This is a genomic window from Streptomyces laculatispora, from assembly GCF_017353455.1.
Lineage (GTDB): Bacteria > Actinomycetota > Actinomycetes > Streptomycetales > Streptomycetaceae > Streptomyces > Streptomyces laculatispora.
The window spans coordinates 1-14,724 of sequence record NZ_JAFMPZ010000558.1 but is presented as its reverse complement, the minus strand read 5'-3'; the positions used below and the strand labels follow the sequence as shown (position 1 = coordinate 14,724).

11 protein-coding genes and 2 pseudogenes are annotated in these 14,724 nt (G+C 70.2%); 12 read left to right on the top strand and 1 reads right to left on the bottom strand.

The features are described 5' to 3' along the window. From J1C73_RS29785 to J1C73_RS29775, 3 genes are all read left to right on the top strand, one after another. Positions 1 to 340, top strand: a 340-nt coding sequence (locus J1C73_RS29785; RefSeq protein WP_207319100.1) for a 5-deoxy-glucuronate isomerase, incomplete at its 5' end; no start/stop codon positions are given. After that, the gene (gene iolD, locus J1C73_RS29780; protein WP_207319099.1) at positions 337 to 2,217 is read left to right on the top strand and encodes a 3D-(3,5/4)-trihydroxycyclohexane-1,2-dione acylhydrolase (decyclizing); all 1,881 of its coding nucleotides are present in this window, start codon (positions 337 to 339) and stop codon (positions 2,215 to 2,217) included. The genes J1C73_RS29785 and iolD, both read left to right, overlap by 4 nt. Positions 2,218 to 2,229: 12 nt before the next feature. Next, positions 2,230 to 3,729: a CoA-acylating methylmalonate-semialdehyde dehydrogenase gene (locus J1C73_RS29775; protein ID WP_207319098.1), complete on the top strand. Its 1,500-nt coding sequence runs from the start codon at positions 2,230 to 2,232 to the stop codon at positions 3,727 to 3,729. Positions 3,730 to 3,889: 160 nt separating this feature from the next. Here the strand turns inward: J1C73_RS29775 and J1C73_RS29770 are convergent. Beyond that, positions 3,890 to 4,387 (bottom strand): annotated as a pseudogene (locus tag J1C73_RS29770) (VC0807 family protein); the annotation flags it as partial. Positions 4,388 to 5,043: 656 nt separating this feature from the next. Here J1C73_RS29770 and J1C73_RS29765 point away from each other — a divergent pair. The 9 genes and pseudogenes from J1C73_RS29765 (at position 5,044) to J1C73_RS29725 (ending at position 14,535) form a co-directional block, all read left to right on the top strand. Further along, complete coding sequence (locus J1C73_RS29765) at positions 5,044 to 6,261, top strand: ice-binding family protein (protein WP_242644900.1); 1,218 nt, start codon at positions 5,044 to 5,046, stop codon at positions 6,259 to 6,261. 117 nt (positions 6,262 to 6,378) lie between these two features. Further along, the gene (locus J1C73_RS29760) at positions 6,379 to 7,128 is read left to right on the top strand and encodes a DUF5819 family protein (RefSeq protein ID WP_242644899.1); all 750 of its coding nucleotides are present in this window, start codon (positions 6,379 to 6,381) and stop codon (positions 7,126 to 7,128) included. Positions 7,129 to 7,231: 103 nt separating this feature from the next. Further along, the gene (locus J1C73_RS29755) at positions 7,232 to 8,329 is read left to right on the top strand and encodes an HTTM domain-containing protein (protein WP_242644898.1); all 1,098 of its coding nucleotides are present in this window, start codon (positions 7,232 to 7,234) and stop codon (positions 8,327 to 8,329) included. 17 nt (positions 8,330 to 8,346) lie between these two features. Further along, complete coding sequence (locus tag J1C73_RS36150; protein ID WP_372446754.1) at positions 8,347 to 8,742, top strand: DUF2750 domain-containing protein; 396 nt, start codon at positions 8,347 to 8,349, stop codon at positions 8,740 to 8,742. A gap of 282 nt (positions 8,743 to 9,024) precedes the next feature. Then, positions 9,025 to 9,696, top strand: coding sequence for a hypothetical protein (locus J1C73_RS36265; RefSeq protein ID WP_207319095.1), 672 nt, complete (start codon positions 9,025 to 9,027; stop codon positions 9,694 to 9,696). A 58-nt stretch (positions 9,697 to 9,754) separates the two neighbouring features. After that, positions 9,755 to 10,165 (top strand): annotated as a pseudogene (locus J1C73_RS36260) (DUF4291 family protein); the annotation flags it as partial. A gap of 187 nt (positions 10,166 to 10,352) precedes the next feature. Then, positions 10,353 to 10,769 carry a hypothetical protein gene (locus tag J1C73_RS29735; RefSeq protein ID WP_207319094.1) on the top strand — a complete coding sequence of 139 codons (417 nt, stop codon included), beginning with the start codon at positions 10,353 to 10,355 and terminating at the stop codon, positions 10,767 to 10,769. Between the two features lie 230 nt (positions 10,770 to 10,999). Continuing rightward, on the top strand, positions 11,000 to 13,660 hold the full coding sequence (locus J1C73_RS29730) for an alpha/beta fold hydrolase (protein ID WP_207319093.1): 2,661 nt from the start codon (positions 11,000 to 11,002) through the stop codon (positions 13,658 to 13,660). Next, a complete protein-coding gene (locus J1C73_RS29725) occupies positions 13,657 to 14,535 on the top strand; it encodes an ABC transporter permease (RefSeq protein ID WP_207319092.1) in 879 nt (292 codons plus the stop codon). Before J1C73_RS29730 ends, J1C73_RS29725 begins: the two co-directional genes overlap by 4 nt. Positions 14,536 to 14,724 lie beyond the last annotated feature (189 nt).

Below are 14,724 nucleotides of genomic sequence, written 5' to 3'. Positions count from 1 at the left end.
CCACCCCGGCGAGGAGTCCGTCCTTGAAGAGATCTACTACTTCGAGGTCGCGGACGACGGCCTCGGCTACCACCGGGTGTCCCCGTCCCGTCCCGGCGGTACGGACGTCCTGGCCGAGGTCCGCAGCGGCGACGCGGTCCTCATCCCGGACGGGTGGCACGGCCCGTCCATCGCCGCGCCCGGCCGCACCCTGTACTACCTGAACGTGATGGCGGGCCCGGGGGAGGAACGGCAGTGGCTGATCCGCGACCACCCCGACCACGGCTGGATCCGCGACACCTGGCCGTCCCAGCCCATGGACCCCAGGCTCCCGTTCTACGGACCGGAGGATCACACGTGAGTACGCGCCGTCTCACCACCGCCCAGGCACTGGTGGACTTCCTCGCCGTGCAGTACACCGAACGCGACGGCAGCCGCCACCGGCTGATCAGCGCCACCTGGGGGATCTTCGGCCACGGCAATGTCGCGGGCGTCGGCCAGGCGCTCCTGGAGGCCGGGGCCGCCATGCCCTACCTCCAGGGCCGCAACGAGCAGGCCATGGTGCACGCCGCCGTCGGATACGCCCGCCAGTCCGGCCGGCTCTCCGCGCACGCCGTCACCACCTCCATCGGCCCGGGGGCCACCAATCTCGTCACCGGCGCGGCCCTCGCCACCATCAACCACCTGCCGGTGCTGCTGCTGCCCGGCGACACCTTCGCGACCCGCCCCGCCGACCCCGTGCTCCAGCAGCTGGAGGTCCCCTCCCAGGGCGACATCTCGGTCAACGACTGCCTGCGCCCCGTCTCCCGCTACTTCGACCGGATCAACCGCCCCGAGGCCCTGATCCCGGCGGCGCTGAGGGCCATGCGGGTCCTCACCGACCCGGCGGAGACCGGTGCGGTCACGCTCGCGCTGCCGCAGGACGTCCAGGCCGAGGCGTACGACTGGCCGGAGGAGTTCTTCGCGACACGCGTCTGGCACGTACGCCGGCCGGCCCCCGACCCGGATGAGCTCGACCGGGCGGTGCGGGCGGTACGGGCCGCCCGCCGGCCGCTGATCGTGGCAGGCGGCGGGGTCCACCACAGCGCGGCCGAGGAGGCCCTGGCCGCGTTCGCCACCGCCACCAGAATCCCTGTCGCCACCACCCAGGCGGGCAAGGGCTCCCTGCGCCACGACCACCCCGCCGACGTCGGCGGCATCGGCCACACCGGCACCGCGACCGCCGACGCCCTGGCGCGTACCGCCGACCTGGTGATCGGGGTCGGCACCCGCTACTCCGACTTCACCACTGCGTCCGCCACCCTCTTCGCGAACCCGGACGTCCGGTTCCTCAACCTCAACATCACCGGCTTCGACGCGCACAAGCTCGGCGCACTCCCGCTCGTGGCCGACGCCCGCGCCTCGCTCGAAGCCCTCACCGCCGCGCCCGCCCTGAGCGACCACCGGACCGACGCCGGGTACGAGAGCGGGTACACCGACGCCAAGGCCCGCTGGGAGCAGCGCGTCGACGCGGCCTACGCCGCGCCCGACCCGGACGCCCGCCCCACCCAGGCCCAGGTCCTCGGTCTCCTCGACGAGCTGGTCACCGACGACGACATCCTGATCAACGCGGCCGGTTCGCTCCCCGGTGACCTGCACAAACTCTGGCGGGCCCGGTCACCGCGGCAGTACCACGTCGAGTACGGCTACTCCTGCATGGGATACGAGATCCCCGCAGCGATCGGCGTCCAGCTGGCCGCCCCGGGCAGCCCGGTCTGGGCGCTCGTCGGCGACGGCACGTACCTCATGAATCCCACCGAGATCGTCACCGCCGTTCAGGAGAACCTGCCCGTCAAACTGGTCGTCCTGCAGAACCACGGGTACGCGTCGATCGGCGGTCTCTCCGAGTCCGTGGGCGGCGAACGCTTCGGTACGGCCTACCGCCACCGGTCGGCGGACGGCGGCTTCACCGGCCCGCCGCTCCCCGTCGATCTCGCGGCGAACGCCGCCTCCCTCGGTATGCGGGTGCTGCGTGCCGGGACCGTCCGTGAGCTGCGGGAAGCCCTCGCCCTGGCGCGCGACCAGGACCGTCCCACTTGTGTCTACGTCGAGACCGAAACGGCAGACACAGTGTCGGGGCCCCCTCCGGCACAGGCGTGGTGGGATGTTCCCGTAGCCGAAACGGCCACTCGCCCGTCGGCGGCAAGAGCCCGGGAAGAGTACGAACGTCACGTCACCGACCGACGCAGCCACCTCTGAAGGAGTCACAGCATGAAGACCGTCAACCACTGGATCGGTGGCAAGACCGTCGAGGGCGCGTCGGGCAACTACGGCCCGGTCACCGACCCGGCCACCGGCGCGGTCACCACCCAGGTCGCGCTTGCCTCCCCGGACGAGGTCGACGCCGCGGTGGCCGCAGCGAAGGACGCGTACGCGACGTGGGGCACGTCGTCGCTGTCCGCCCGCACCGCGATCCTGTTCCGCTACCGCGCGCTGCTGGACGCCCGCCGGGACGAGATCGCCGCGCTGATCACCGCCGAGCACGGCAAGGTGCACTCCGACGCGCTGGGCGAGGTGGCCCGCGGTCTGGAGATCGTCGAGCTGGCCTGCGGCATCACCACCCAGCTCAAGGGCGAGCTGTCGACCCAGGTGTCCAGCCGCGTGGACGTCTCCTCGATCCGTCAGTCGATCGGTGTCGTCGCCGGCATCACGCCGTTCAACTTCCCGGCCATGGTGCCGATGTGGATGTTCCCGCTCGCCATCGCCTGCGGCAACACGTTCGTGCTCAAGCCCAGCGAGAAGGACCCGTCGACCGCCAACCTGCTGGCTGAGCTGGCCTCCGAGGCCGGTCTGCCGGACGGTGTCCTGAACGTCCTGCACGGTGACAAGGTCGCCGTCGACGGTCTGCTCAACCACCCGGACGTCTCCGTCGTCTCGTTCGTCGGGTCCACCCCGATCGCCCGCTACATCCACGCCACGGCCTCCGCCACCGGCAAGCGCGTCCAGGCGCTCGGCGGTGCGAAGAACCACATGCTGGTCCTGCCGGACGCGGACCTCGACGCCGCGGCCGACGCCGCCGTCTCGGCCGCGTACGGCTCCGCCGGTGAGCGCTGCATGGCGATCTCCGCGGTCGTCGCGGTCGGCTCCATCGCCGACGGCCTCGTCGCCCGGATCAAGGACCGCGCCGAGAAGATCAAGATCGGCCCCGGCAACGACCCGGCGTCCGAGATGGGCCCGCTGATCACCGCCGTCCACCGCGACAAGGTGGCCTCCTACGTCACCGGCGCCGCGGCCCAGGGCGCCGACGTCGTCCTCGACGGCACCGGTTACACGGTCGAGGGCTTCGAGGACGGCCACTGGATCGGCCTCTCCCTCCTCGACAACGTCTCGACCGACTCGGACGCGTACAAGGACGAGATCTTCGGCCCGGTCCTGTGCGTGCTGCGCGTCGACACGTACGAGGAGGGCGTCGCGCTGATGAACGCCTCGCCGTACGGCAACGGCACCGCGATCTTCACCCGCGACGGCGGCGCCGCCCGCCGCTTCCAGCTGGAGATCGAGGCCGGCATGGTCGGCATCAACGTCCCGATCCCGGTGCCGGTGGGCTACCACTCCTTCGGCGGCTGGAAGGACTCGCTCTTCGGTGACCACCACATCTACGGCAACGACGGAGTGCACTTCTACACCCGCGGCAAGGTCACCACCACCCGCTGGCCGGACCCGGCCGACGCCCCGGCCGGCGTGGACCTGGGCTTCCCCAGCAACCACTGATCCGGCAGATCCGGCAGATCCGGCAGATCCGGCAGATCCGGCCGATCTGGCCGATCCGGCCGGGACCGTATTCCTGGTCCGGCCCCGGAACATCGGTCCGGACCCGGACAGAACTGCAGGGCCGCTCCCCCGGGGCGGCCCTGCAGTGGTTTCTGACCGGTCAGCGCTCCGCGCCGGCCGCTTCCTCGATCATCCGCTCCATGGGGACGACCGCGATCCTCCCCGAGACGGCGAACGCCACCACCATCGCGGCCACCAGGACCACCTGGCCGGCCCACACCATCGTCTCGACCGGCACGGTGTACGCCCCCACGGCGCGCACCACGCACTCACCGAGCAGCGCCACACCCCACACCACCGAGAACCGCGCCTCGGCCCGCCGGAACGCGCCCGTCCCCGAAAGCCGCTGCCAGGCAGCGGTCTTGGCCGCCTCGCCCCGGGTCAGCCACGGCCGCAGCCCCGCCGACATCATCGGCCGCCCCCGCAGCGCGGACACCAGGACCACCAGGCCGATGGTGCTGCTCACCCCGCTGTCCTTGAGCAGCATCAGCCGCGGGTCACCCGCCACCAGGCTCAGCAGCAGCCCGACCGCGTTGACCGCCACCATCAGCGCCGCGAGAGCGTTGAGCCGCCGGTCCCGCACCACACCCCACACGGTCCAACCGTACCCAAGTGAAACGGTGAGGCCAGAGAGCTCCGTGATCTCGGACGCCGCGCCTGTCACGTTCCGGGCCTCGCCGCTGTTACCTGACGGACCGCCATGAATAGAGGGTTATCCGACTCCACCGAAGCCCTGACGATACGGTTCGCACCATCTTCGCCGCGCCCGGAAGTCTGCCTTTCGCCGACGCTTCGAAGTGCCCGTTCGGCGGTGGTCGGATGATCAAGGTGAAAGGATTCTTCCCTTTCTGCTCACAGGCTTACGCAGGGAAGTGGCGCCGGCTCCCGCCCCGAGGGCAGCTCCGGTAGTCCTGCTCCGCACCCGTGTCGCAAAACACGAACCGGTAGGGTCCGTTCCTGCGGCGCCTGAGGTAGCGGCTTCTCTTGAGGGCGTACGCGAATTCCGCTGATGTCCGTAGCTGTGACGACAGTACGCCTCGGGCATTTCCACGCCCTCACGTGCCCCTCTTCCGGTGACGCAGAAATGCACCCTCAAATGTCCAGCGCTCATCGAACAGTTGAGGGTCGAGAAAGAGACTGCACCATTCCCTACAGGAGTAGGCCCCCTCGATGAAACCGAACATCAGTGGCGCGTTTCCATGGCGTGCCATTACCACCTGGCTCACGGCGGCCGGTGTTGCGGCAGCTGCGGCCATGGCCCTCACCCCAGTGCAGGCCCTTGCGGTCGGGAGCCCCGTCCCTCTGGGAACGGCGGACAGCTACGCGGTGCTGGCCGGCCAGTCGGTCACCAACACCGGTCCGTCCGTGATCACCGGAGACCTCGGTGTGAGCCCGGGAACCGCCGTCAGCGGCTTCCCGCCCGGGATCGTGAACGGAGCCACCCACTCGGCGGACGCACCCGCGCTCCAGGCCCAGACGGACCTGACCACGGCGTACAACAACGCCGCAGGACAGGCCCCCGACTCCAGCATCGCCGGTGACCTCGGCGGTCTGACCTTGACTCCAGGTGTCTACAAGGCCTCCAGCTCGATCGGCCTCACCGGCACGCTCAGGCTGGACGCGCAGGGCGATCCCAACGCGGTGTGGATCTTCCAGGTCGGCTCGACGCTGACGACGGCCTCGGCCAGCCGTGTGCTGCTGGTCAACGGCGCGGCGCCGTGCAACGTGTTCTGGCAGATCGGCAGTTCCGCGACGCTCGGGACCGACACCACCTTCGTCGGCAACATCCTGGCGTTGACATCGATCGGAGCCAACACCGGGGCGTCGATCGACGGCCGGGCGCTGGCCCGCAACGGCTCCGTGACCCTGGATACCAACCGGATCACCCGCTCGACGTGCGCCAACGGCACCACGGGCGGAACCACGACCGGCACCACCACGGGCACCACGACCGGCACCACGACCGGCACCACCACGGGCACCACGACCGGGGCCTTGGGTGGCGTCCTCGGAGGGGTCCTGACCGGCGGTACCACCGGAGGGGGCCTGATCGCCGGGACCACCGGCGGCACGGGCAGCACCACGGTGGGCAACACCTCGGGGAACATCGCCGGGAACACGGGGGGGATCACCTCCGGGAACACGGCGGGGAACACCTCCGGGAACACCGCGGGGAACACGACCGGCGGCGGTAACGGCGGCCACCCGGGGAAGCCCACCGGGCACCCGAAGCCGCACCACCACGCCAAGCCCACCGGGCACCACCACGCCAAGCCTGCCGGGCACCCGAAGCCCCACCACCACACCAAGCCCTGCACGTGCAAGAAGCACCCGGCGAAGCACCCGAAGCCGGTCAAGCACCACCCCGCCAAGCACGAAAAGACGCACAACAAGAAGCACACCGAAGAACACACGAAGAAGCACGACAAGAAGTGCTCCTCGTACCAGGAATGCAAGGCCGCCAAGGTCTAGTTGAATCGCAAGCCGCCCGGCGCGCAGTACATCCTTCTGCGCGCCGGGCGACCGTGCTCACCAGCCCCCGAAGACGCGAAAACCATGAGTCCCTAAGACCATGAAATACGGAACCCCATGAGCATCAAAGATTCCTGCTACGGAACAACGCCGGGCGCGAAAGGTGACAAGGGCGGAGAGGATCCGCAGATCGCGAGAGAAGAAACCGGCGCACCGGAGACGATCACGGAGACTCCACGGCGCACCAGAATCCTGAAGACGATTACCGCCGTCGCCACGCTATTTCTTCTGGCGGTCTCGCTGACCCACGTCCTTGTCGTATTTCTGCACGTGGCCCCGGCCAACAGCGTCTCGCAGCGCTACAACAAGCAGATCAATGCCTGGGTCTACCCCTTGTTCGAGCAGAACTGGCGTCTCTTCGCACCCAACCCCGAATCGGTCAACTACCGGATCTCGGCACGGACCATGCGGACGTCCGCAGACGGCACCCAGCAGGTCAGCGACTGGTTCGACCTGTCCGCCGTGGATGAATCCGCCGTCCGGCACAGTGTCTTTCCGAGCCATACGGAGCAGAACATGCTGCGCCGGGCGTGGTCCTCGTACCTCGAACTGCACGGCGGGGACGACCAGCCCCACTCGCGCCGTGCCTGGATGATGCAGCAGTACCTGAGCAACATCTCGGCCCAGCGCGTCGCCGCGCACCGGCACGGCTCGTTCGAGGACATCCAGCTACGGGTCACCGTGCGCCCCGTACCGACGTCCGCAGGGGGAGCAGGTTCTCGGCCCGCTGCCGCCCCCGCGCCGGACAACACCCGGTACCTGCCCTGGTGGAAGGCGACGTGGAAGGTGGCCCCGTATGCCGGCTGAACAGGGACTGCAGGCTCCGCGTACACCGGATCCGTACCCTTCTTCTCCGCCACCGGTCGACGCCGGCCGGCGGGTACGTGGGCAGGCGAGTGTCCTGCGCACAATGAACGCCCTGCGCACCGCCGTGACCGAGCAGCCCCGCTCGCTCCACGCGACCGCGGCACTGCGCATCGGGTACGGGTTCCTCTACCTCGCCTTCCTGTTGCGGGAGTTCCCGCACCGGGACGAGATCTGGGGGCCCGGCTCCCCCTGGACACCCGCGCTGGCCGGTGAACTCTTCAACCAGACCGGCTGGTCCAGCATCCTCACACTGTCCGACAGCCGGCCGTACTTCGAGGTCTGCTACCTCCTCGCCGTGGTGACGTCCGCACTTTTCCTGCTGGGATGGCGTACCCGGGTCGTGTCCGTGGTCTTCGCGGTCGTCGTGGCGTCCTTCCACGCGCGTTCGATCTTCATGACGGACGGTGGGGACAACCTCATCCTCCTCATGGCCCTTTACCTCTGTTTCACCGCCTGCGGACGCCGTTGGTCCCTCGACGCCCGCCGGGCCGGGAAGCGGGGAACGCCGAAGGCGGTTACCGCCCTGACGCGGCGCTCCGCACCGGGCCTGTTGCGCGATCTCGACCTCGCGCGGCGGCAGTTGGCGACGGTGCTGCACAACTGCGCCCTGTTCGTCATCGCGGCCCAGGTCTGCCTGCTGTACGGATCCGCCGGGCTGTACAAGGTCCAGGGCAGCCTCTGGGGCAACGGAACCGCGATCCACTACGTACTCAACCTCGACCTGTTCCGGCCGTGGCCGACGCTCTCCGTCCTGGTGGACCGGCTTCCGATGCTGATCGCCGTCGCCAGCTACCTGACCGTCCTGCTTCAGGTGGCCTTCCCGTTCGTACTGTTCAGCCGGGTCAAGTACGTCGTGCTGCCCCTGCTCATTGGCATGCATGTGGGCATCGCCGTGCTCATGGGCCTGCCGCTCTTCTCCGGCGCCATGGTCGTCGCCGACGCCGTGTTCCTTCCCGACCGGTTCTACGGGTTCCTCGGACGGGGGCTGAGCCGCACGTTCCGGCGGGCCGATCCGGTAGCCGCACCGACCGCTGACGCGCCGTCCACTTCTGTTCCGCAGCCGCGCCCGGAGGACAGCCACCCCGAGCACCGCCCCCGCAAACCGGTACTCGCCCTCGAAGGGGCGGACGAGCATCCTTGACCGGACCTCGCCGACCAGTGCGGCAGCACCCACCGCGCACCAGCCACCGCCGGTACGGGGTCGAACGGGCACGTCTGGACCGCGGCCGCGCAGAGAAGTTGCGCAAGCACGGCGCGCTCGCGGTCTCGGTCTGGCTTGTCCGGGATGACGACGGAAGCCCCACGCACCTCACTGTGGACGGCACGCGAAGTCTTCCCTTCTGGTCGACCTCGGCCCGTGCCCAGAGGGCGGCGAAGATCTGGGGGCGTGGGCTCCGCGTTGAGTCCATGCCCTTGGATACCTGGTGCGATGGCGTACTGCCCGATGCCGACCGGGATGGACTCGTGATCGGCATCAACTGGAGCGGGCCACGCCTGGTCGGCTGGAGCTTCACCGCCGAGGAAGTTCTTAACCGGCTAGCAGCGGCTAACTAGCCCACGCCATCGGTCGCCAGGGTGCCCAGTCGCCGCCAGTAGATGAGCGCGCATCCGAGGGTGACCTGCCACGGCTTCGGCCTGGCCACCTCGCACCGCCGGTTCAACGGTTCCGGAGTGATCCGACTACCTCGAAGATCATTTCGTCAGGAGTTCTAAAGGCTATGGACACGGCTTGACATGGGTCATCAAGCAACGTTCACAGCCGACAAGAAGCGTGTCTGAAGACTGGTCTGCATCAACTCCGTTGGGTAGGCCGACCGAAACACGGATCATGAAGGCGTGACGAAACCGACGAAGAAGGCCGCCCCGGTCGAGCGGCAAGATCTTGAGCCGAAGCTCTCCGCGTACCAACAGGCCCTGCGCGAACGGCTCCTCGCCGCTCCTGTGATGTCGGCGCCCGAACCCTGGCGGCCCGTCTTCGAGTGCGAGTACGGCGTCCCTGTCGGCGGACTTCTCGGGATCGGTTTCGCGGCGCACCCTGAGGGCGGCCATGACCTGGTGATGGTCGTCTCTCACGACGGTCACGGACTCTTCGATGCCGTCACCGGGGAGAAGATCGCCAGGGATCGCGACCCCGACCCAGAGGACAGCACCCCCGACGCGGTTGCCGACCTTTCCTGTCCCGGGCTGGGGCCGCTCAGTTGTATACGCGTGCGCATTGCGGGGCTTTTCGGCGGAGGACTGCACACCACCACCGCGGACGGCTGGACTCTGGAGGTCGTCACCCCGGCCTGGCCGAGCGACCGTGTCCTGCTCTCTGCCGACGGCGGACTCCCCCACTCCGGTCCCCACGGAGAGCAGTGGTGGCACATCTTCCACTCCACATACTCGGAACTTCGAGCCTTCGGCTTCTCTCCCTCCGGGGAAACCATCGCCGTCGCGACGAGCAGTGATGTATCTCTGTGGACCCGCCGCCCTGAGCACCGCAACGGCAGCGACGCTCAGCGCTGACCAGCCCGCGACGCGGGCCCGCAACCACACGAGCAAAAGGGTGTGTGAACGCGGCTTGGAGGGTCAGGAGACCGTCCTGGCGGTCGAGATCACCCGCGAGGGCTTCGACTGGGCACTCGCGAACGCCGAACTCTCGCACTACGAACGGGGCGTGCACCCCGACCAAGCCACCTGGCAGCGCACCCTGCGCCGTGCCCCGGCGCGCGTCCAGTGGGACCCCGAGCGTGATCTGCACCTGAACCGGCTGCCGTACCGCTCCCTCCAGCTCGGGCTCGCGGGGGAGGCGGCGCGGCGTTACGCGGACGAGTGGACGGTGTCCGTCCGCGATGTCACCCCGCTGGCCCGGGAGATCCACGAGCTGGTCCGGTCGGGCCGCAATGACGCGGCGGCACGCCTCCTGCCGAAGGAGTCGCCGTACCCCGCCCCCGTCGCACCGACCGTCCTCGGGTCGACACGAGCGGTCTGCTGACCGGGCCGTGAAGCCTTCGGTCCTGACCGGACCGTGAGGTCTTCGAGGGGGCCCGAGGGTGGCTTCTCCACGCCGAGGTCATGGGACGGAGATCCTGCGAAAACGCCTTGACCGCTCGTTCCGGCCCCCTGGTAGGAAGATCACTGCCGGTGCGCCGCACCGGCTCACAGCGGCACGGAGGAACCACATGAACAAGCGCATCCTCGTTCGCATGGGCGCCACGGTGGTGACGGCTCTGGGGCTCACCCTCACCGCAGGTGCCGGCACGTCCGGCGCCGCGGCCAAGCCCAATACGGTCGACTACTTCTACGCGGGGGGCAAGAAGGTGGCCGGGGTCGTGTTCGAGCCGCGCGACTCGGCGAAGGACGCCGAGCGGGTGGATGTCGACGACCTGCGCGCGGACAACCACTACATCTGGACCGAGGTCTACGACGTCACCGCGGAGAAGAAGAAGGGCACCTGCCAGACGAGCACGTTCAAGTCCTGCGCTTTCAGCATCCCCGAGGGCCACAAGGTCCGGATCAACGTGTACCGGATGAACTCGAAGGACGTCGAGTTCCTCGACGAGGTGCACACCAAGAGCGGCAAGCTGCCCACGGCGTAGCCCGCGCGGAGAACGGCCACCGCGACGGCGCGACGTGATGACCCGGACGTTGCGGACGTGCCGGACGTCCGCGCCGGTGCGCGGGGGTCGGGCCGGTGCGGTGGGCCGGGCCGTGCGGCGGGCATACCGCGGGCGGAGTACGCCCGCGCAGCGCCGTACGCCCTGAGGAGGCCGGGTACCTCCCCCTGGCGGCTGCGTGGACGGGGTGGCGGCCCGCTTAGGCTCAACACATGGAGACCCCTCACGCGCGTACGCCCCGGTGGCGGCGCCTGCTGCCCCGCAGCCGCGGCCGGTGGGCCGCAGGCATCGCCGCACTCGTCGTGCTGGCCGGGGCGGGCACCTGGACCGCCGCGGCCGACGACAGCGCACCGGCCGTGCACCGTCAGGACCGGATGATGCGCATCGACGGGGTGTCCATCGACACCTCGTACTTCACCACCGGCGGCTCGCAGAGCCGGCCCGCGGTGCTGATCGGGCACGGTTTCGGCGGCAGCAAGGCCGACAACCGGGCGCAGGCCCAGCAGTTGGCGGCGGACGGGTACGCGGTGCTGACCTGGTCCGCCCGCGGCTTCGGCCGGTCCGGCGGGAAGACCTCGCTCAACGCACCCGGCGCCGAGGTGAAGGACGTCTCCCGGCTGATCGACTGGCTGGCGGACCGGCCCGAGGTACAGCTCGACGCCGCGGGCGACCCGAGGGTCGGGGTCACGGGCGCCTCCTACGGCGGAGCGGTCTCGCTCCTGGCCGCCGGGTACGACCGGCGCGTCGACGCCATCGCCCCGGAGATGACGTACTGGAACCTCGCCGACGCGCTGTTCCCCGGCGGGGTGTTCAAGAAGCTCTGGGCCGGGCTCTTCGTCACCACCGGCGGCGGCTGCGAGAACTTCGAGAAGCAGCTCTGCGCGATGTACGAGAGGGTCGCCGTCAACGGGAAACCGGACGCCGCCGCCCGTGCGCTGCTCACCGAGCGGTCGCCGAGCGCCGTGGCCGACCGCATCAGGGTGCCCGCGCTGATCATGCAGGGGCAGACCGACTCCCTCTTCCCGCTCGGGCAGGCCGACGCCATGGCCAGGGCCGTCAAGGCGAACGGCGCGCCCGTCTCCGTCGACTGGGTCGCAGGCGGCCACGACGGCGGCGACAAGGAGTCCCACCGGGTGCGGCAGCGGGTCACCCACTGGTTCGACCGCTACCTGAAGGGCGACAAGGACGCCGACACCGGCCCCGCCTTCCGCGTCACCCGGACCGGAGGCATCGACTCCACCGACGGGGCCGCCCTCACCCGCGGCGCGAGCGGCGACACCTACCCCGGGCTGAACAGCGGGGGAGTACCGGTCGGGCTGCGAGGCGGGACGCAGACGTTCAACAACCCCGCCGGGGCCGGCCCGCCCGCCATCTCCGCCGTTCCCGGCACCGGTGGCGGTCTCGCCCAGCTGTCCACCCTCGGCGTCGGGCTCTCCGTCGACTTCCCCGGGCAGAACGCCCGCTTCGAATCCGCCCCGCTGAAGACCGCGCGGCGCATCACCGGCTCGCCGACCGTGCGCGTGAACGTGAAGGCGGGCAAGGGCGACGCGGTGCTGTTCGGCAAGGTGTACGACGTGTCGCCGGACGGCAAGCAGCAGGTGCTGCCCTCCCAGCTCGTCGCCCCCTACCGGATCACCCCCGACCAGCAGGGCAAGCCCCTGGAGCTGACGCTGCCCGCGGTCGACCACGAACTCGGCTCCGGACACCGGCTCCGGCTCGTGCTGGCCGCCACCGACCTCGGCTACGCGTCCCCGGCCGCGCCGACCACGTACACCGTCTCCCTCGACGGCCCGCTCGCCATCCCCACCGCACCCGGCCTCACGACCGCCTCGGCCGCCCTGCCCTGGTGGACCTGGGGGCTCCCGGCCGCCGCCGTCGTGATCGCCGCCGCCCTGCTGCTCACCATGCGGCGCCGGACCGCCACCCCCGCCCCGGACCCCGCACTCACCGACGTACCGCTCCAGATCACCGGCCTGTCGAAGAAGTACGCGAAGTCCGCCGACCGGTACGCCGTCCGGGAGCTGTCCTTCCGGGTCGAGAAGGGCCAGGTGCTCGGGCTGCTGGGCCCCAACGGCGCGGGGAAGACCACCACGCTGCGCATGCTGATGGGGCTCATCACACCCGACGGCGGAGAGATCCGGGTCTTCGGGCGGGCCATCCGGCCCGGGGCGCCCGTGCTGTCACGCGTCGGGTCCTTCGTCGAGGGCGCCGGATTCCTGCCGCACCTGTCCGGCCGCGCCAACCTGGAGCTGTACTGGCAGGCCACCGGGCGGCCCGCCGCGGACTCGTACATCGAGGAGGCCCTGAAGATCGCCGGGCTCGGCGACGCACTGGCCCGAGCGGTCCGCACCTACTCGCAGGGCATGCGGCAGCGGCTCGCCATCGCCCAGGCCATGCTGGGAATGCCGGACCTCCTCATCCTCGACGAACCGACCAACGGCCTCGACCCGCCGCAGATCCGCGAGATGCGCGACGTGATGATCCGGTACGCGGCCGGCGGCCGGACCGTCATCGTCTCCAGCCACCTCCTGTCCGAGGTCGAACAGTCCTGTACCCACCTGGTGGTCATGGACCGGGGCAGGCTCGTCCAGGCGGGCCCGGTCGCCGAGATCACCGGCTCGGGCGACATGCTGCTCGTCACCACGGCGGAGGAGCTCTCCGAACCCCTCGTGGAGAAGACCGCCGCGCTCCCGGGCATCGGCTCCGCCGTCCGCACGGACGACGGGCACGGGCTCCTGGTCCGGCTCGACGGGGCGACGTCCGCACAGCTGATCGCCGAACTGGTCCGGCTGGACGTGCCGGTGACCGGTGCCGGGCCGCACCGCCGCCTGGAGGACGCGTTCCTCACCCTGATCTCCGGAGGCTCCGCATGAGTACCGCAGCCGAAGTCACCGAGGCCCCGGAAGCCCCCGGATACCGCGCCCGGCGCACCCTCCCACTGCGGGTGGAGGCCGCACGGCAGCTGCGCAGGCGGCGCACCCTGCTCATGGGCGGGGTGCTGGGCGCGCTGCCGTTCATCCTGATCATCGCGTTCGCGATCGGCGGCACCCCGGACGGCGGGCCCGGCGGCGGTGGCCGGCTCACTCTGATGGACACCGCGACCGCGTCCGCCGCGAACTTCGCCGCGACCTGTCTGTTCGTCTCGGCCGGATTCCTGCTCGTGGTCCCGGTGGCGCTGTTCTGCGGCGACACCGTGGCCTCCGAGGCCAGTTGGTCCTCGCTGCGCTATCTGCTGGCGGCGCCCGTGCCCCGGGCGCGGCTGCTGTGGAGCAAGCTCGTCGTGGCGCTCGGTTTCAGCCTGGCCGCGATGGTGCTGCTGCCGCTCGTCGCGCTGGCCGCGGGAGCCGCCGCGTACGGCTGGGGTCCGCTCGAACTGCCCACCGGCGGCGCGCTCGCGACCGGGGACACCGTGCCGCGGCTCGCGCTCGTCGTCGCGTTCATCTTCGTCTCCCAACTCGTCACCGCCGGGCTGGCGTTCTGGCTGTCGACCAGGACGGACGCCCCGCTGGGCGCGGTCGGCGGCGCGGTCGGGCTGACCATCGTCGGCAATGTGCTGGACGCAGTCACCGCGCTCGGCTCCTGGCGCGAATTCCTGCCCGCTCACTGGCAGTTCGCCTGGGCGGACGCGCTCCAGCCCGGCCTGGAATGGGGCGGCATGGTGAAGGGCGCGGCGGTCTCGGTGACGTATGCGCTGATCCTGTTCGCCTTCGCCTTTCGCGGGTTCAGCCGTAAGGACATCGTGTCCTGACCCTGATGTTCCGCTGAACTCCCGCCCACCGTTGCCGCATCGAGATCCATCCGCAACATCCTCGCGGGCTCCCCGGCCCCCGCTCGCACGTCACATGCACACGTGGGACACGACGACGCAGGGGGTACGGGGATGGAACGCCGGACACGGACGCACGGCCGGGCACGGATGTACCGAGGGGCGCTGGGG

Coding starts and splice junctions, on each gene's coding strand:
- J1C73_RS29760 (WP_242644899.1), top strand. CDS start 6,379: ATGAGCATCAAAGATTCCTGCTACGGAACAACGCCGGGCGCGAAAGGT.
- J1C73_RS29755 (WP_242644898.1), top strand. CDS start 7,232: ATGAACGCCCTGCGCACCGCCGTGACCGAGCAGCCCCGCTCGCTCCAC.
- J1C73_RS29765 (WP_242644900.1), top strand. CDS start 5,044: ATGGCCCTCACCCCAGTGCAGGCCCTTGCGGTCGGGAGCCCCGTCCCT.
- J1C73_RS29730 (WP_207319093.1), top strand. CDS start 11,000: ATGGAGACCCCTCACGCGCGTACGCCCCGGTGGCGGCGCCTGCTGCCC.
- J1C73_RS29725 (WP_207319092.1), top strand. CDS start 13,657: ATGAGTACCGCAGCCGAAGTCACCGAGGCCCCGGAAGCCCCCGGATAC.
- J1C73_RS29735 (WP_207319094.1), top strand. CDS start 10,353: ATGAACAAGCGCATCCTCGTTCGCATGGGCGCCACGGTGGTGACGGCT.
- J1C73_RS29775 (WP_207319098.1), top strand. CDS start 2,230: ATGAAGACCGTCAACCACTGGATCGGTGGCAAGACCGTCGAGGGCGCG.